Genomic DNA, 17,134 nt, shown 5'->3' on the forward strand with positions numbered 1-17,134 from the left:
CAATTTCACATATTTTCATGTACACACTTCGCCCATATCAAGCTGACTCTGTTAAAGCCGTTATTCATTACTTTCGCAAACATTCCACCCCCGCAGTGATCGTACTACCAACTGGTGCTGGGAAAAGCTTAGTTATTGCAGAGCTGGCACGCCTTGCCAAAGGGCGTGTGCTGGTTTTGGCCCACGTAAAAGAGCTGGTGGAACAAAACCACGCGAAATATGAAGGCTACGGTTTGAAAGGCGCCATATTTTCGGCAGGATTAGGAAGAAAGGAAACCGACCAACAAGTGGTGTTTGCCTCGGTGCAATCGGTAGTGCGCAATTTGGACTCATTCAAAAACCAGTTCTCACTTCTGGTTATCGATGAATGTCACCGTGTGCCAGACGATAAAAACAGCAGCTATCAAAAAGTGATTACGCACCTTCGAGAGCTCAACCCTGGCATCAAAGTTTTGGGCTTAACGGCAACACCCTATCGTTTAGGAATGGGATGGATTTATCAATACCACACCCGAGGTCAAGTACGCACCGAAGAGTCGCGCTTTTTCCGCGACTGCATTTTCGAGCTGCCGATCCGTTACTTGCTGGACGAAAACTTCCTCACCCCCGCACGCATGATGGATGCGCCCGTTTTGTCTTACGACTTCTCGCAGCTGAAACCCGCTAATACCGGACGCTACAAAGAAGCGGAAATGGACATGGTTATCGACAAAGCCAAACGCGCCACTCCTCAGATTGTGGAGCAAATCATTCAATACGCGAGAGATCGTAAAGGCGTGATGATCTTTGCTGCAACAGTTCGACATGCTCAAGAAATTCACGGCCTGCTGCCAGAAGGCGAAACCGCCATCGTCATTGGTGATACTCCAACGCCAGAGCGCGATGCGATCATTCAAGCTTTCAAAAATCGCGAAATCAAATACTTGGTTAATGTCTCTGTGTTAACCACCGGATTTGACGCGCCTCATGTAGATTTGATTGCCATCTTGCGCCCCACTGAGTCGGTCAGCTTATATCAACAAATTGTTGGACGAGGTTTGCGTTTATCGGAAGGTAAAAATGAATGTCTGGTACTCGATTACGCGGGTAACAGCTACGATTTGTATCAGCCAGAAGTGGGAGATCCAAAACCCGACTCCACCAGCGAGATCATTACTATCCCTTGCCCTGCTTGCGGATTTAACAACAATTTCTGGGGTAAATTGGACAGCAATGGCTTTTTACTCGAACACTTTGGCCGACGATGCCAAGGTTACTTTGAAGATGAAGACACGGGCGAACGCGAACATTGTGGCTACCGTTTTCGTGCCAAATATTGCAGCGAATGTGGCGCAGATAATGATATTGCCGCTCGTATATGCCATGAATGTGATGCAACATTGGTCGACCCAGATAAGAAACTAAAAGAAGCACTGAATTTGAAAGACGCACTGATCTTCGAGTGCACAGAAATGGACTTGTCCGTGTTCAAATCAAATGACGGCAAATCACAGCTCAAAGTCACGTATTCTGGGGAACCATACCAAGGCGAAGGTCATGCATTAGTTCATGAGTTTTGGTCATTAAACACCAAGAAACAGAAGCAAACTTTTAAAGACCAGTTTGTGCGCCCTCACCTTGCAGATAAACATCGCCCGTTTGAAGAAGCATCGCCTACACGAGTCGTCGCCAATCAACACCGTTTCCGTTTACCACAGTTTGTCATTGCCAGAAAGTCTGGGCGCTTTTGGAAGTTGCGCGACAAGATTTTTGAAGATGAACTTAAATAACGCTCGATTCGCACCAATGAGTTTGCCAAGAGCAAAGTGAATGTGACTGAACCGACAGTTCACACGATGATTCACTTTCTGTTCATGTACAGCTAGATATAATTTTGCCAACTCTTCAGAAAAGGTTTTGCTATGTATAAACCAGTGACTTCTCAAAATCTTGCGTTGTTTTTCAGCCTCGCCCCGATGCTGCTTTCTGCACCAAGCTTCGCGCAGCAAAATGATATTTACACCACGCAAAATGGCCACGCCATCGTGCAAGATGTCGAAAAGCCCGGCACACGTATCGAATTTGATGAAGACCAGGATGAGGTCTACCGCGCCGTACAAAAAGGCTACATTCGTCCCTTCTCTGAGCTTTACGCGGCCGTCGAAAATGACCTTTATGGTCGCATCATCAAAGTCGAGCTTGAAGAAGATGACAATGAATGGGTTTACGAACTGAAAATACTCTTCAACAATAGTGTGTTGAAGGTCGAATATGACGCTGCCACATTGGAAATGCTGGAAGTCAAAGGTCGAAACTTCAATAAAGCTTTAAAACCACCACAAAACTAAATAATAAGAAACGCTGCCATGAAAATACTTGTTGTCGAAGATGATCCTCGTCTAGGCGAGCAAATTATCGAAACGTTGGAAAATAACGGTTGGGTACCTGAGCTATCACAAGATGGCATTGACGCGCTCTACCGAGCGACATCCGAAGAATGGGACGCGATTGTGCTCGACCTTGGTCTACCGAAACTCGATGGCTTAACCGTTTTAAAAGGCATTCGAGATGAAAACATCAACACTCCGGTCGTGATCCTAAGTGCGCGTGATACCTTAACTCAACGAGTAGAAGGCCTAAACGCTGGCGCAGATGATTACCTGACTAAACCGTTTGAAATGGTTGAGCTTATCGCTCGTCTTCGCGCCCAACTGCGCAGAGCATCTGGTAACGCTTCTCCGGTCATGCAAATAGGCGATTTAAGCCTAGATACCAGAACCTCAAAAGTGATGTGGCAAGGCCAAGCAGTGAGCCTAACAGCGCTGGAATATAAAGTAGTCGCTTACTTTATGCATAATCCTGAAAAAGTCATTTCACGCACGGAGCTTGTGGAGCACATTTACAAGCAAGACTTTGATCGTGACTCCAACACGATTGAAGTATTTATCGGTCGTATTCGTAAGAAAATCGCCCCAAAAATCATCAAAACCGTGCGTGGCTTAGGGTATCAACTGAATGCCGAATAAGAACAAACTGCCGCTGCATGCCTTAAAGCGATTAAGTATCAAAAGCCGATTGGTGTTGGCGGCGGTTGTATGGCTCACCGCCATGATCCTTGCTGCGGGTGTCACCATTCCTACCCAAGTTTATAACTATATGGTGGACGACACGCGCTCCCAGCTGAGCATCTTTATGGATGAAATCGCCGCTCAATTGGAAGTCGATCATACAGGCCATCTTTCGTTAGCAGCTCAGCTGTCGGATCCTCGCTTTAGTCGCCCGTACAGCGGCTTATATTGGAGTGCATCGACAGACTCAAGCCTCGAACGCTCTCGCTCGTTGTGGGATAAAAGAATCGAGTATAAAGGACTCGATAAAGATGCTTATGGTGCAAGAGACGAAAAACTGATTACTCTGGAAAAAGCGCTATATCTACCCGACTACGATGGTCCAATTCATATCATCGTAGGTATCGACGAAGAGCCAATAAGAAGCACACTGCAAACCCTTATTGGTCAACTCTGGCTAATTCTAGGATTGTTGTTTGCTGGCGTTTTGACTGTCATTCTCTTGCAAATCGTTTGGTCATTGAGTCCATTAACTAAACTGCAAAAAGAGCTGGCAGAGCTCAAAGCTGGAAATAAAAAGAGTTTAGAAGAAACTTATCCGAAAGAGATTTCGCCGCTTATTTCTGACCTCAATGCTCTTCTTTTCCACTATCAGGAGTTACTGGAACGTGCGCGTAACCACGCGGGTAATTTGTCACACGCACTTAAAACGCCGCTATCTGTGTTAAAAAATGAAGTGCAAACGCTAGAGCCCAAAACGCAAGCCCGCTTAAACGCCCCACTCAACCAGATTCAAGATCACATTGACTATCATTTAGGTCGCGCTCGAATGGCGGGTTCCATGAACATCCTTTCTGTCAAAGCCAATCCAGCAGAGCGAGTGGATGCTATCTCAATGGCGTTCGATAAAGTCTATGCCGAGCGAGACATCACCTTAGTTAATGAGCTTGATTCTGAGTTGAATGTTGCAGTCGAAAAAACCGACCTCGATGAAATGATCGGTAACTTGCTTGAAAATGGCTATAAATGGGCAAATAGCATGATTCGCGTCCACTCTACTCAGGATAAGGATAGTATCCACCTGATTATCGAAGACGATGGGCCTGGAATCCCTCAAGCGCAATTAGGCCAAGTCATCAAACGTGGTGTCAGATTAGACGAAACAACGCCAGGTTCTGGGCTCGGTTTAAATATTGTGAGTGAAATGGCGCACAGCTATCGAGGCCAATTGGCTTTGGAAAAGAGCAAAATGGGTGGCTTAAAAGCCACATTAACGTTGCACCGTAGCCGTACTTAAAACGAATCACGAAAGACTCTTTTTCATCGGTAAACGCTAATCAAACCGATGAAAATAGAAGCGATACGAGCATTTTTCACGCTAAGTGATGAAAACCATCAACTTCGGATCCGCCAAATGATGTGTTTTTATTGATTTAGATACGATTTGGGTTGCCCAATTCTAAGTGGAATGATAGTATCCGCGCTCGCTTGAACAGTTCCTGTTTCAAGCTTTACCACGAACAACAAGGTCGCATTGTTGATTGTGAACATTTGATTTTTACTAATTTGAGAGTAAATACTATGAAATTCGAAGCAGTAGTACGTACTGAACTAGGTAAAGGTGCGAGCCGCCGCCTACGTCACGCTGGCAAATTCCCTGCAGTTGTATACGGCGGTGAAGAAGCAGCAGTAGCTATCGTTCTTAACCACGACGACATCGTAAACCAAATGGACAAGCCTGAATTCTACGAAGGCATCGTTCTAGTTATCGATGGCAAAGAAGTTAAAGTTAAGCCACAAGACGTTCAACGTCACGCGTTCAAGCCAAAAGTTGAACACATGGACTTCATCCGTATCTAATTCCCTACCAAGGAATTAATCGGATTAAATCCAGACCTTTTGCATAAAAGATAATCGGATTTACCAACCGAGACATCTAAAAAATTTCAAACCCCCGGAGTCTTACCACCTCCGGGGTTTTACTATATATGGCATTTGATTTACGAACGGGCAATGTACTTCATTAAAGTGAGGTCAGTCAGCGTCATGCTATCAATGACTTCGGATTCTTCTTCCCCGATACGCACAAAACCACACTTCTTGTAAAAGTTCAGCCCTTGATTATTGGTGTTCAGTGCTTTCAGACTTATCTGCATAACTGGCGTGGAGAGTAGACGTGTTTCGAGCTCATCTAACAGTGCACTTCCTGCCCCTTGCCCATAATGTAACGGCGAGACATAACAACACGTTACCAACGCCGTTTTATCTTCACTGGTGTGGTTAGGCAACTCGTAACTTAAAAACCCGACGATTTCCCCTTGCTTCTCAACCACGATCAATTGAGCCAGTTGCTCCGTCATAACTCGTATCCACATCCTTTCTCGGCGCTCAATGATAAACTGCTCTATATAGCTTTGTGGCATTAACCCTTTGTACGCCACCTGCCACGAATCGACATGTATTTTAGCAATTTGAGCTGCTTCTTCTCTGACAGCATTCCTTACTGTGTATCCCATTACTTTCCTTTCTATTCATCCTGAGTAAATACGCGCAATCGGTTATAAGCTTCAAATCCCAAAGATTCGCACAACTTAATCGAAGGTATATTTTCGATATTTACTCGGTATCTCACTTTACGATCTCGCGTTTTAACCTCCGCCACTAAGTGTGAAAGCAAGCGCTTACCGTACCCTTTTTCTCTCGCTTTAGGGCTGACTAGTAACGATAACGACTCAAATGGCTCCTTTCCTTCGTAGCAATATGACGCTAATGCCGCAACCAATTTACCCTCTTCTAAAATGCCATAGAAGAAGTGGCTATCGAGCTCGAAATCGGCTTTCTCAATATCTTCTGCGCTGTTACTACGTAAAAATGCGTCAAGCAACTCATTGTCAGATTCAATATTCAAAGTGAAAACATCAGCATCTTTATTGAAGGTATTATCATTAAATAAATGATAGTCGACGTCGTCATATTCGCAGAGTAATTGCAGGTTATTTAATTTTATCTCTAGCTCACTCGGCTGAAAATGTTTAATTTTATGCCAGAGATTTTCCGGACAGGATAAAAGAGTAAACGCATCAGATTGGAATAAATAAACAGCGGTGTGTTCGGAAAACCTTTTCCAAAATTGGGAGTCATAGTAATAACCGTTGTACGGTTTTTGACTGAGTTCAAACTGATTGCGCCAAGAGCAATCGATTTCTGCTGTTTTCGCAGATGATTTTATAAGCATCCCTACCTCTCTACCTTTGCAGTAGAAAATTATAACTATTTGTTTCGTAGGAACTTAGAAAAACATGAATTTGGCAAAATAATAACCAAACTTAGCGTCATACCTCACCAAAATGCGTATTGATTCACATAAACAACACGCATTCAATTAACTGCCTCACAAAAAATAGCTTAAGCCACATAAAATAAATGCTAAATACCAATTCTGTTTATTTATAGACGTAGTTTGCATGCTTATTAATTCGTATCTTCGATAGAAGTATAAATAAGAGATAGATCACTAAACTTTCACATTAATTCCGTATATTTCACGCCGTAACAATAACAAAATCACAAAGAAAGGATCCCTTATGAAGTTTTCCAAATCTCTATTGGTAGTGGCAGTGGGCGCTGCGCTAGCAGGATGCGGCTCAGACAGCGACAATTCACCAGTAACCTGTGAGACTGCAGATTCTTGTACTAAATTCACCGTTCTACACACTAACGACAACCATGGCCGCTTTTGGGAAAACAGCAAAGGCGAATACGGCATGGCTGCACGCAAAACTTTGATCGACTCTATTCGTGCAGAAGTGGAATCAAGCGGTGGCGAAACCATTCTATTGTCTGGCGGTGATATCAACACAGGTGTTCCTGAGTCAGACATGCAAGATGCAGAACCGGACTTCATAGGGATGAACCTGCTTGGTTACGACGCAATGGCTGTCGGTAACCACGAGTTTGATAACGCTTTAGATGTTTTGAACAAGCAGATCCAATGGGCTGACTTCCCTATGCTCGCTGCAAACATCTACAAGAAAGACACCGATGGTAAAGTAACCGACGAACGTTACTTCGCGCCTTACAAAGTCTTCACGATTAACGGACTTAAAGTTGCGGTTGTTGGCCTAACAACAAAAGATACAGCGAAACTGGTAAACCCAAGTAACGTTGCTGATATCTACTTCGAAGATCCTCAAGTTGAAATCAAAAAAGTACTTAAGGAAATCGAAGCAAACGAAACTGTCGATCTAGTTTTTGCAACAACACACATGGGTCACTACCAAGATGGTAACCATGGTAGCGAAGCACCAGGTGACGTTTTACTAGCGCGTTCTCTTGAAGAAGGCCAACTAGATGCAATTATTGGTGGCCACTCACAAAACCCAGTATGTATGGAGCCGGGTACTAACGAATACGCAGACTTCAAACCAGGTGACGAGTGTGCTCCAGACCAACAAAACGGCACATACATCATGCAAGCGCATGAGTGGGGTAAATATGTAGGTCGTGCAGACTTCGAATACTACGATGGCAAACTGCACCTAGCAAACTACGCTTTGATTCCAGTTAACCTAAAGGCAAAAGATGCGAACGGTGACTACCAATTCATCGCTGAAGAAATCAAGCCAGATGCTGTAGTTAAGCAAATTCTTCGTACTTACCAAGAGCAAGGTCAAGATCTGCTTGACGTTAAAGTATCTTCTACGGATGGCAAACTTGAAGGCGACCGCGGTGTAGTTCGCTCACAGCAAACAAACCTTGGCCACCTACTAGGTGAAGCGTACCGCACATACGAGCTAGTGAAAGCAGACTTTGGTGTGATGAACTCCGGTGGTGTTCGTGATTCAATCCAAGCTGGCGATATCACTTACCGTGATGTACTAACAGTACAACCATTTGGTAACTTCGTAACAAAAGCGACCATGACAGGTAAAGAAGTAAAAGAATACCTAGACGTCGTTGCTACGAAATCTGCGGGTTCTGGTGCTTACGCTCAACTAGACAACATCACTCTAGATGTAGATTGTGATGCTGGCTCAGTAACTATTACTGACATTAATGGTAAAGGCTTCAACCTAGACGCAACTTACACGTTTGCTGTAATTAGCTTCAGCGCAGCAGGCGGTGATGACTACCCAGTAATCCAAGTTGAATCAACTCAAATGACAGACGCATCAGTACTGCGTGAGTTCTTCGTAAACAACCCGCAAATCTCGGCGGATAGCTACAACAAGAACCTAGACAACATCAAGTACTTCAGCAATAGCCAAGCAGTGAAAGGCTGTCCTGCAACTGGTAGCTGATACTCAACACCTTACGCTCTGACTAGAATGGTTCTATCGAATCAATCCGTCAGAGCTCCTAAATCAAAACCGAAGCTTTGTGCTTCGGTTTTTTATTTTCGATAAATTGCTGATAATTCTCCACCTTCACAATCTGTTTAAAAATTGTTCACTTGTGTTGTTGACGCCCCTGTGCTGGGCTTCTATGTTTGATAAGGTCTTTCAAATATGCAGGCTCATCGGCTAAATTTCGCGAGACATTTTTATTCGCATAGTCAATGATTCTGAGAAAGATGTGAATGGCGTTACAAACACTGCTCTCAAACAATTTGTCTTTGGACTTCAAACGATGGTGATGTGCCTCCACGCGCACGCCAATGAGCAGCGATCTGGACGTCAATGTGTTCAAACTGCTGCCATCGAGTTCTGGAGGTCAAAAATGAAACGAGCCAGCAATAGCTACAGACTCCAAATGATCAAAGAAGTGGTCATCCGCCGAGAGCGTGAAGCATGTACCGACCCTATGGCAAGGTACATTCACCAGTTAATGGATGAGCTTCCAACAAGTAAATTAGAGGTTGAGCTCAACCATCGATTTGCAGGAAATCACTTTGACGAACAAGCGGGAGGCTGGGTTAGCGACCGTTGGTCGATGAAATAACGCCAATTACCGATTTATAGGGAAAAATGGATAGGAGATTCCCGGTTCTTAAAGGATACCTTGCCGGGCCGGGAATATGTAAAAAGCAGAAACAAGAACAATGGCGTGTCCGCACCTTAATTAGAAATGCTTCTAAAACAAATCTTGTTGAGGTGATGAATTATCTTGAAGCTGTTCTGGCTTCGTCTTCCCTGCCAACATCTTTCTTCTGTATCTTTGACGACACAACTTAATAACGTGCAACTGCTGAGCGGGGGTTAAGTTCAGCCAATTAAACCGCTCCTCTCTTTTTCTCATACACCCCCTGCAATACCCTTTTTCATCGGAGGTACATACTCCAACACAAGGGCTTGGGACAGTGAAAAATTCCAGTTGCTCCATACTATAAACGCTCTTTCCATGTTAGGGCGTATTTGCCTAGTTTAAATAACTAAACGAGAAGATTACTCACCGACAAAATCTGTTATACACTTCGTTATGTCAAAAACATACGAAACCATAACCGTATGCTGACAAAAACAGTGTTTTATTACTTATACTTACCGCGTTTCTAAAAACGGAGTCTATAAAATGAAGCTTAGCCTAAAAACGTTAGTTACAGCAATCTCTCTCCCTGTTCTTATGACTGCTTGTGCTAGCAACGGTGATGATGTGAAAGAAATTACGGCTCAAGATTTACAGCACCACAACTGGGAACTTGTTCAAGTTGATGGTAAAAACATCGTTCTAGACGAAAACCAAAAAGCGGCTCGCCTAGAAATCGGTGAAAACCTAACAGCAAACGGCAATGCGGGTTGTAACAACTTCTTCGGTCAAGCTGAGCTGAAAAACAACCAACTACGCATCGAGAAAATGGGCATGACCATGAAGATGTGTATGGAAGATCAAATGAAGATCGAAAATGCAATGACACAAACACTATCTAACTGGAGTGACATCACTCTAACTAAAGATGGTCTTGTTCTGAAAAATGCCGATCATGAGTTGAAGTTTACTTTACGTGACTGGGTAAATTAATCCCAAGTCAGTAAACAAAATCATTTTTAAAAGCAGCCAACGGGCTGCTTTTTTTATACCTAAATTACGTGCCCTACTTTATGAATCAATGCCGCTAAACTTTCTACTTCCAACTTCTTCATTACATTGGAACGATGTACTTCTATAGTGCGAAGCGAAACACACAGCTGGTTCGCCATATCCTGATTTTTCATCCCTTTAACCACCAGAATCAGTACTTCTTTTTCTCTTCTAGTAAGGCTTTGAAGAGTTAGTTTTGCACTTTGTTTTTCTTGGTTTTTTAGTGAACATTCCATAGCATTATCGATTGCCGCCACTAAAGCATTACCGTCCACAGGCTTTTGAAAAAAGTCCAACGCGCCTTCTTTTAAGGCGTCGACTGCCATTGGAATATCACCATGCCCAGTCAGATATATAACGCTGATTGGACTGCATTGATTACGCATTAGCAGGTGAAGCTCCTGCCCACGCATTTCTGGCATTCGGCAATCCAACAATACACATCCAGCTTGATGCAGATTCACACTCTGTAAGAAATCTTGCCCGTTTGAATAGACATCGACGCTATAACCATAACTTTCTAACATAAAAGCCATTGATTCTAAAACAGGCACTTCATCGTCAACGATATAAAGTGGACAAAGATTACGACTCATTCTGAGCTTCCTGATACGGTAAAACGATAGTCACTTGGCACCCAGATGGGTCAATTGACCTAAAATTGATGGAACCTTGGTGCGCTTCAATTACATCGCGACAAATAGCAAGCCCTAGCCCTAGGCCATTTTCCTTCGTGGTATAAAAAGGCTGATCAAGAGGGGGATTTTGCTCTTCGAGCCCGACCCCGTTATCCATGACATCAATGATGACAACGTCATCACAAAAGCTGACATGGAGATCAACAAACAACTCTTTTTGCGAAGTCGAATGAGCAAGACAGGCATCTTTGGCGTTATTAAGCACATTAATGATCACCTGCTGCAATCCAGTCACATCCGCATAAACGTTTTGTACCTCGCCCGAATACATCACACCTAGTTGGATATTGTGACGTTGGAACTCATAATCCACCAACTTCATTGCATCATTGATGACGGCAGGTAAGTCAACCCAGCTTTTCTCGATTGGCGTCCGGTGAATCAAACTACGTAAACGCTGCACTATGTCACTCGCAGACGTCACTTGTTGTTGAATTTTCTCTATTATCGGCAACATTTCCTCGGGTGTAGTGCCTTGCTCCATCCGCATCTTTGCACCTTGGCTGTAGTTTTTAATCGCAGCCAATGGTTGATTAATTTCATGTGCGATACTGCTGCCTAATTCTCCCACAATCGTAATACGTTGAGCGTGTTCCAACATGCTACTCTTGCGACGTAAATCATTGAGGGTAGCTTTCAACTTTTCTCTACTACGTTTGAACGTCCACTCTAGCCAAAAGTGATAGATAGTCAGTAACACCAATGTTAGCAGCGCTGCGATAGCGACTGCTTGGTTTTTATGTAGCCACTCTTGAACCTTTTGCGCCCAAGGTTTCTGTAAGGGATGTAAGTCCAAATGCTTGTAGACTTTATCTACGTTAACGCTAGGCGCAGGTAGCGTCCAACCCACATTGTTGGCAGCAATAGCGGCTGAATGCGATGCAGGCATTGCAAACAGGGTTTGTGCGACCTTTTGCCCAACATCTACCGGAGCACGCTCCGTCATGGCCATGGTCCAATTTGGGTACAGAGGAGTACTAACTGCGCAAACCGAATCAGCAGGTCTTCTTTCGTTGAGCACTCGCAAATTATGCAGCTCTATCTTGCCTTCGGCCGCCATGTTTTCCAGCGTACAAGCAGGAACAATTGCAACATCAATTTGGTCGTCGATCACATCGAGAATCAACTGATCGGTCGGTGGGCCAGTAAAATGGATTGTTTCAAAGAACGATGAGTTGAAATACCCAAGTTTGTCGAGCTCATAACGTAGAGCAAGAAAACCACCAAACGCCTTTTCTGATACAGCGGCAATACTGGCTTCATTGATGTCTCTCAGTGTTTTAAAAGGTGATTCTTCACGCACAACAACGACTGATGCTATCGACTTGTTCGGCACATTACTGTAGGCCGTTTTCTGCGTTGCTAGCCAGTTAATAGGGTACTCACGAGCAAGCTTAGTTGCCTGTCCTGGACTCGTTAATATGAAATCCAACCAACCATGTAAAAAGGCTTCTTCTAGTTGGTCAAAATCGTAAGTATGTAAGTTGAATTCATAGCTGGGATTTTGTTCTTCCAACCATGTCATTGTGGGTTGCCAAGATACTTTAGCGTGAGAATGCCCTCTCAATGCCAGCACACCTACATCAAATGTTGTCCTATCAGACTGATGTTCTGCTTTGACTTGAGAAATACAGGTAAAACAAACAAATACAATAGAATAAAGGAGTTTCTGAAAATAGTTTTTAGTCACTTAATAAAGCACAACGACAGCGTATTGGTTTCGCATTTTAGCACCGTTCCCCTCTCTAACTTTGTTGCTTTAGATCAATCCCACATCATTATTGTGGGAAACCACAATACCGCCTAACTATTGATTTCCTCAGAATGCCTTACCCACAAAGGGGTAGAACGCATTTCCGCTTATTTTAAGCCATGAACACCAAAAATGATTAAGAAACGTTCATGCCTGTACTCCCCCTTCAAAAGCATTCTATCTGTCGAAACATCAAGGATTCGGCAGCAAAACTTTAAATTAAAATATGGAAGCAACTCATGAAAAAATCGACAATTGCGCTGGGTGTGTTGGCCGCTGTCGCAGCGGTTGGCTACTCAGCTTACAATACGATGTTCTCAGCTGAGGCTGTAATAGTGGATGCTGCTGCTCAAGAGCAGAAGTTCACACAATACGCTCACCCAGAACACTTCATTTCTGCACAACAACTGAAATCGCTGATGGATGGTGACAAAGACGTGGTTGTGATCGGTACGCTAAACCCTATCAAACCAGATAGTCCTATTTCTGGTTCTTACACTATGTGGCGTAACGATTACTCAGCGACTGAAGACGCCTACGACTTCGGAGGTATGAGTAATAGCACAGAAGAAATGGAGACAATCCTAGGCAGCTTCGGCGCAACAACAGACAGCACAATCGTCGTCTACGCTGCGGGCTCACACCACGATGCTGCGCGTCTTTACTGGCAAATCCATAACCTTGGCCATCAAGATGTTCGTTACCTTGACGGGGGCTTGAACGCTTGGATGGGCGCTGGCTACCCAACTAGCTCTGCAAACCAAAGCGTTGCTGCGGTTGAATACAACGCACCTAACACACAACAAGAGAACAATGCCCTAGCAACGCTAGACATGGTTATCGCAGCGCAAAACAACCCTGATTGGGTGATCCTAGATACTCGCGGCAACGACGAGTTCAACGGTGAAGTTGCGGTTTCTGGCGCATACGGTCCGGGTACTATCCCAAGCAGTGTTCACATTAACTGGACCAAAGCGTTAAACGAAGACACGACGCTGAAATCAGCAGAAGAACTGCAAGCCCTTTACGGCGACATCATCAAAGGTAAGAAAGTTATCGCTTACTGCCAGTCTGGTGTTCGCTCTGCCCACACCACCATGATTCTTACTGAAGTATTAGGTGCAGAAGGCGTCTACAACTACGACGGCTCATGGATCGAGTACAGCCATGCTCACTACGAGCAAAAGAATCCTGAAGTGAACGTTATCAACGGCAAGAGCTAATCAACACGGAAACCGCAGTTAATGAACAATGTAATTTTTAGCCAAAAGCTATACGACACCGCGCAAATGATTGTCGATGGCTGTATGGGTGATGCCGATCCGGCATGTCAAACCGCATGTCCAATGCACACAGACGTAAAACAGTACGTTCGCATGGCGGGTGAAGGTAATTTTCAAGGTGCTCTGGATCTGATCCGCAGCAAATTATTTCTTCCTCAAACGCTTGGCCGCATCTGTGCACACCCTTGCGAGGCTTCTTGTCGTCGTAACACTGAATTCGGCCAGCCGATCAGCGTTGCAGGCATCAAACGTTTCGTCGCAGAGAAAATGGATAACCAAGATCACTGGGATCTCAACATTGCCCCTATGACGAACAAACACATCGCGATCGTTGGTGCAGGCCCTGCTGGCGCGCAAGCGGCTATTGAGCTTCGTCGTCAAGGCCACGAAGTAACGATTTACGAAAAGCTAGACGTTTACGGCGGCATGATGCGTGTGGGTATCCCTGAATACCGTCTACCACGCGATGTTATCGATTTCGAATACAGCTACCTCGCGATGCTGGGTATTAAAACTCAGTTTGGCGTTGAGATCGGCAAAGACATTAGCTTCGACACTCTACGTAGCGAACATGATGCTGTGATTCTGGCTCACGGTGCACACGTCGGTTCGATCATCCCTCTGCCGGGTCATGACAACGATGGCGTGTTTTCTGCGGTTGAATACCTAAAAGAGATTTCTGAAACTCGCCAATTTCCACGTGCAGGTAAACGAGTGATGGTTATCGGCGGTGGTGACGTTGCTATGGACTGTGCGCGCTCTTCATGGCGTATCGGTGCAAGCGACGTTTACCAATGTTCACTTGAGAGCCTTGAAAATCTACCGGCAAGCCAAATCGAAATCGACGAGTCGCTAGAAGAAGGTGTCGAGTTCAACGCAGGTTGGGGCCCAGTAGCTATTGAACGTGAGAACGGTAAAGTAACCGGCATCACTATCAAGAAAGTCCTGTCTATCTTTGATGAGCAAGGCAACTTTGCACCTCAATACAGCGAAGAAAGTAAAACCATCTCTGTGGATACCGTTGTTTTCGCTACGGGTCAAATCGTGGCAGACATTACTGACGGTGCACTAGAGCAAACTCGCGGCGGCCGTTACGTAGTCGATAAACAAACGTTAGCTTCAAGCCTAGAAGACGTCTTTGTAGCCGGTGACGCGTGTGGCGGTAACATCGTAATTGAAGCGATGGCATTAGGTCGCAAAGCAGCAATGAGTGTTGAGCGTTTCCTAACAACTCGTCCACTAACTGAAGATCGCGACTTCGAGCAAGAATACAGCTACTCATCTCGTCTAGACGTACCACTACCAAAAGGTACGGTAGATACCCCTCGCCTACACGGTGAATTGCGTGATGCTGAAGAGCGTAAACAAGACTTTGCACAAGTGGATGTAGGCTTTACTGAAGAACAAATCAAACAAGAAGCATCTCGCTGTCTGCAATGTAGCTGCAAGCTATGTATGACCGAGTGCATCATGATGAACGACTTCAGTGACTGTCCAAAGACCATCTTCTCTGACTTTGTGAACAACAAGTCGATGGATCCATTGCTGGCTTACTCATGTAACGCCTGTGACCAGTGCACCATCGTGTGTCCGAAAGACTTCCCGATGAAGGAAATGTTCCTAGGCGCACGTGCTGACTTTGTTAGGGCAAACAATGGTGAATCACCAATGCCGGGTCATAAAGCGATCAATATGCACCAGAAACTGGGCTTCTCAAAAATCTTCACTATGGCAAAACGAGCGGTATCGACAAAATGAGTAATAAAGTATTTATGCCAGGATGCAGTTTGCCATCCTATTCACCAGAAGGCGTAGCGGCCATTGCGAGCTACCTAAAAGAAGTATTCCCAGAAATGGGCGCAGTACAGAAATGCTGTGGCAAACCGACCGCGGCTATCGGTCAAACAGAGAAGTTCAAAGAACGCTACGGCCAGCTTCAAGCCGACTTCGACAAGCTAGATGCACAAGAAGTCATCGTGGCGTGCCAAAGCTGCTACGGCATGATCAAGAAGTCTGGCGGCACACAAAAGCCGGTTTCATTATGGAAACTGCTTCCAGAAATCGGTTTGCCAGAAGCGCTACGCGGCAAAGCAAAAAACAGTGACGTGGTGTTTACCATTCATGATTCTTGTTCGACTCGCTACGAGAAAGAACTGCAAGACGGCATTCGCTGGATCTTAAACGAGCTTGGCTACAAAACCTCTGAACCAGAACACACACGTGAAAACACGCGCTGTTGTGGTTTCGGCGGCATGGTTGTACCTGCAAACCCAGACGTGGCAACACGCGTAATCAAGCGCCGTGTTGAAGAGTTCGAGACAGACTACGTCGTGGTTTATTGCTCAGCTTGTCGTGCATCCATGATGGGTGTTGGTACGAAATCTTGGCACATTCTAGACCTGATGTTCGGCCCTGTGATCATGCAAGGTGATGAACCGCCAGTAAACGTACTCGCTAGCCCTGTAAAAGCTTGGTTCAACCGCTACAAATCAAAAGCGGGTCTGATCAAGTGTATGTCTGTGTAGCTATATCTTTTTAATTATTAGGTTTAAGTGAAGTTGAACTTATGAAATTCGTAAAAATCGCTCTTATTGTCGCTGTTGTAGCTATTGCTCTGTTCGCGGCTAAACAAACTGGCATTCTTGAAATCATCACAGACATCAAGAGCCTACAAGATTGGATCGCCAGCTTTGGTGTGTGGGGCTACGCCGTATTCGTAGCAGCATTCGTGTTTGCGTGTGTTTTCCTACTACCGGGCAGCGCGTTCACCATTGTGGCAGGTATCGTATTTGGCCCTATCAAAGGCGGTATCTTAGCGCTGTTTTCTGCAACGCTTGGCGCGGTGGCGGCATTCATCGTGGCGCGCTTCCTACTGCGTAATACCATCATGAAGAAGTTTGGCGACAACCCAATCTTCAAGAAAATCGATGACGGTGTAGCAGCAAATGGTACAAGCTTCTTGATCCTAACGCGTCTAGTACCTGTATTCCCATTCAGCCTACAGAACTACGCTTACGGTCTAACCAGCCTAAACCTAGGCACTTACGCACTGGTTTCTCTACTAACAATGGCACCAGGTGCATTCATCTTCGCTTACATGGCGGGTGATATTGCGACAAACGGCGTGTCTGTGATGCTACTAGTGAAATTTGCGGTTGCGGGTCTTGTGCTGTTTGGTATGTCTCTGATTCCAAAATACATCGCGAAGAAAAAAGGCATCAACATGGAAGAATTAGCGAAGTAGTCCGGTCTATCCAACATTGATGCTAAAAGAGTGCAGCTATCGTGCTGCGCTCTACCCTTTACATCATTGATAGTAATTCTCTGAATCAATTA

The 17,134-nt window shown here is 44.9% G+C and carries 17 protein-coding genes; 12 read left to right on the forward strand and 5 right to left on the reverse strand.

Going from position 1 to position 17,134, the window contains the following annotated elements; all coding sequences use genetic code 11:
• Positions 1-17 precede the first annotated feature (17 nt).
• From NL646_RS07020 to rplY, 5 genes are all read left to right on the forward strand, one after another.
• Positions 18-1,769 (forward strand): DEAD/DEAH box helicase, encoded by a 1,752-nt coding sequence (locus NL646_RS07020; protein WP_253664028.1) that lies wholly within the window; start codon positions 18-20, stop codon positions 1,767-1,769.
• 132 nt (positions 1,770-1,901) lie between these two features.
• The gene (locus tag NL646_RS07025) at positions 1,902-2,327 is read left to right on the forward strand and encodes a PepSY domain-containing protein (protein ID WP_005495629.1); all 426 of its coding nucleotides are present in this window, start codon (positions 1,902-1,904) and stop codon (positions 2,325-2,327) included.
• An 18-nt stretch (positions 2,328-2,345) separates the two neighbouring features.
• Entirely contained in the window at positions 2,346-3,005 is a 660-nt protein-coding gene (locus tag NL646_RS07030; protein ID WP_005478918.1) for a response regulator transcription factor, read from the forward strand.
• Positions 2,995-4,344, forward strand: a complete 1,350-nt coding sequence (locus tag NL646_RS07035; RefSeq protein ID WP_253664029.1) for an ATP-binding protein — start codon at positions 2,995-2,997, stop codon at positions 4,342-4,344. Before NL646_RS07030 ends, NL646_RS07035 begins: the two co-directional genes overlap by 11 nt.
• Before the next feature lie 284 nt (positions 4,345-4,628).
• Positions 4,629-4,907 (forward strand): 50S ribosomal protein L25, encoded by a 279-nt coding sequence (gene rplY, locus NL646_RS07040; RefSeq protein ID WP_005378066.1) that lies wholly within the window; start codon positions 4,629-4,631, stop codon positions 4,905-4,907.
• Between the two features lie 140 nt (positions 4,908-5,047).
• Here rplY and NL646_RS07045 read toward each other — a convergent pair whose 3' ends face one another.
• Together NL646_RS07045 and NL646_RS07050 are read right to left on the reverse strand one after the other, a co-directional pair.
• Entirely contained in the window at positions 5,048-5,563 is a 516-nt protein-coding gene (locus tag NL646_RS07045; protein ID WP_253664030.1) for a GNAT family N-acetyltransferase, read from the reverse strand.
• A gap of 11 nt (positions 5,564-5,574) precedes the next feature.
• Complete coding sequence (locus NL646_RS07050) at positions 5,575-6,282, reverse strand: GNAT family N-acetyltransferase (RefSeq protein WP_253664031.1); 708 nt, start codon at positions 6,280-6,282, stop codon at positions 5,575-5,577.
• Between the two features lie 349 nt (positions 6,283-6,631).
• Here NL646_RS07050 and ushA point away from each other — a divergent pair, with 349 nt between their 5' ends.
• Positions 6,632-8,347, forward strand: coding sequence for a bifunctional UDP-sugar hydrolase/5'-nucleotidase UshA (gene ushA, locus NL646_RS07055; RefSeq protein WP_005495634.1), 1,716 nt, complete (start codon positions 6,632-6,634; stop codon positions 8,345-8,347).
• A 418-nt stretch (positions 8,348-8,765) separates the two neighbouring features.
• Positions 8,766-8,987, forward strand: coding sequence for a hypothetical protein (locus tag NL646_RS07060; RefSeq protein ID WP_005462330.1), 222 nt, complete (start codon positions 8,766-8,768; stop codon positions 8,985-8,987).
• 132 nt (positions 8,988-9,119) lie between these two features.
• Here the strand turns inward: NL646_RS07060 and NL646_RS07065 are convergent, their stop codons facing one another.
• Positions 9,120-9,368: a DUF1289 domain-containing protein gene (locus tag NL646_RS07065; RefSeq protein WP_253664032.1), complete on the reverse strand. Its 249-nt coding sequence runs from the start codon at positions 9,366-9,368 to the stop codon at positions 9,120-9,122.
• 189 nt (positions 9,369-9,557) lie between these two features.
• On the opposite strand from NL646_RS07065, the gene NL646_RS07070 reads away from it, so the two are divergent.
• Positions 9,558-10,004: an META domain-containing protein gene (locus NL646_RS07070; RefSeq protein WP_025635442.1), complete on the forward strand. Its 447-nt coding sequence runs from the start codon at positions 9,558-9,560 to the stop codon at positions 10,002-10,004.
• 59 nt (positions 10,005-10,063) lie between these two features.
• On the opposite strand, the gene NL646_RS07075 is transcribed toward NL646_RS07070, so the two are convergent.
• Both NL646_RS07075 and NL646_RS07080 read right to left on the reverse strand, forming a co-directional pair.
• Entirely contained in the window at positions 10,064-10,660 is a 597-nt protein-coding gene (locus tag NL646_RS07075; RefSeq protein ID WP_140260174.1) for a response regulator transcription factor, read from the reverse strand.
• Positions 10,650-12,338, reverse strand: a complete 1,689-nt coding sequence (locus NL646_RS07080) for a PhnD/SsuA/transferrin family substrate-binding protein (protein WP_367618100.1) — start codon at positions 12,336-12,338, stop codon at positions 10,650-10,652. Before NL646_RS07080 ends, NL646_RS07075 begins: the two co-directional genes overlap by 11 nt.
• Positions 12,339-12,754: 416 nt before the next feature.
• Here NL646_RS07080 and NL646_RS07085 point away from each other — a divergent pair, with 416 nt between their 5' ends.
• From NL646_RS07085 to NL646_RS07100, 4 genes are read left to right on the forward strand one after another with little or no spacing between them, the layout of a single operon-like run.
• Positions 12,755-13,738 (forward strand): sulfurtransferase, encoded by a 984-nt coding sequence (locus tag NL646_RS07085; RefSeq protein WP_253664034.1) that lies wholly within the window; start codon positions 12,755-12,757, stop codon positions 13,736-13,738.
• A gap of 21 nt (positions 13,739-13,759) precedes the next feature.
• The gene (locus NL646_RS07090) at positions 13,760-15,556 is read left to right on the forward strand and encodes an FAD-dependent oxidoreductase (RefSeq protein WP_253664035.1); all 1,797 of its coding nucleotides are present in this window, start codon (positions 13,760-13,762) and stop codon (positions 15,554-15,556) included.
• Positions 15,553-16,323, forward strand: a complete 771-nt coding sequence (locus NL646_RS07095) for a (Fe-S)-binding protein (RefSeq protein WP_005478886.1) — start codon at positions 15,553-15,555, stop codon at positions 16,321-16,323. The genes NL646_RS07090 and NL646_RS07095 overlap by 4 nt, the downstream gene beginning before the upstream one ends.
• Positions 16,324-16,364: 41 nt before the next feature.
• Positions 16,365-17,042, forward strand: a complete 678-nt coding sequence (locus NL646_RS07100; RefSeq protein ID WP_005462335.1) for a TVP38/TMEM64 family protein — start codon at positions 16,365-16,367, stop codon at positions 17,040-17,042.
• Positions 17,043-17,134 lie beyond the last annotated feature (92 nt).

Source organism: Vibrio sp. Y20_XG_PY13 (assembly GCF_024181925.1).
Lineage (GTDB): Bacteria > Pseudomonadota > Gammaproteobacteria > Enterobacterales > Vibrionaceae > Vibrio > Vibrio parahaemolyticus.

What these genes read in the sequence shown, in the direction of transcription:
- NL646_RS07020 (WP_253664028.1), top strand. Translation starts at nt 18, where the DNA reads ATGTACACACTTCGCCCATATCAAGCTGACTCTGTTAAAGCCGTTATT.
- NL646_RS07050 (WP_253664031.1), bottom strand. Translation starts at nt 6,282, where the DNA reads ATGCTTATAAAATCATCTGCGAAAACAGCAGAAATCGATTGCTCTTGG.
- NL646_RS07085 (WP_253664034.1), top strand. Translation starts at nt 12,755, where the DNA reads ATGAAAAAATCGACAATTGCGCTGGGTGTGTTGGCCGCTGTCGCAGCG.
- NL646_RS07025 (WP_005495629.1), top strand. Translation starts at nt 1,902, where the DNA reads ATGTATAAACCAGTGACTTCTCAAAATCTTGCGTTGTTTTTCAGCCTC.
- NL646_RS07070 (WP_025635442.1), top strand. Translation starts at nt 9,558, where the DNA reads ATGAAGCTTAGCCTAAAAACGTTAGTTACAGCAATCTCTCTCCCTGTT.
- NL646_RS07100 (WP_005462335.1), top strand. Translation starts at nt 16,365, where the DNA reads ATGAAATTCGTAAAAATCGCTCTTATTGTCGCTGTTGTAGCTATTGCT.
- ushA (WP_005495634.1), top strand. Translation starts at nt 6,632, where the DNA reads ATGAAGTTTTCCAAATCTCTATTGGTAGTGGCAGTGGGCGCTGCGCTA.
- NL646_RS07030 (WP_005478918.1), top strand. Translation starts at nt 2,346, where the DNA reads ATGAAAATACTTGTTGTCGAAGATGATCCTCGTCTAGGCGAGCAAATT.
- NL646_RS07045 (WP_253664030.1), bottom strand. Translation starts at nt 5,563, where the DNA reads ATGGGATACACAGTAAGGAATGCTGTCAGAGAAGAAGCAGCTCAAATT.
- NL646_RS07065 (WP_253664032.1), bottom strand. Translation starts at nt 9,368, where the DNA reads ATGGAGCAACTGGAATTTTTCACTGTCCCAAGCCCTTGTGTTGGAGTA.
- NL646_RS07090 (WP_253664035.1), top strand. Translation starts at nt 13,760, where the DNA reads ATGAACAATGTAATTTTTAGCCAAAAGCTATACGACACCGCGCAAATG.
- NL646_RS07060 (WP_005462330.1), top strand. Translation starts at nt 8,766, where the DNA reads ATGAAACGAGCCAGCAATAGCTACAGACTCCAAATGATCAAAGAAGTG.
- NL646_RS07095 (WP_005478886.1), top strand. Translation starts at nt 15,553, where the DNA reads ATGAGTAATAAAGTATTTATGCCAGGATGCAGTTTGCCATCCTATTCA.
- rplY (WP_005378066.1), top strand. Translation starts at nt 4,629, where the DNA reads ATGAAATTCGAAGCAGTAGTACGTACTGAACTAGGTAAAGGTGCGAGC.
- NL646_RS07075 (WP_140260174.1), bottom strand. Translation starts at nt 10,660, where the DNA reads ATGAGTCGTAATCTTTGTCCACTTTATATCGTTGACGATGAAGTGCCT.
- NL646_RS07035 (WP_253664029.1), top strand. Translation starts at nt 2,995, where the DNA reads ATGCCGAATAAGAACAAACTGCCGCTGCATGCCTTAAAGCGATTAAGT.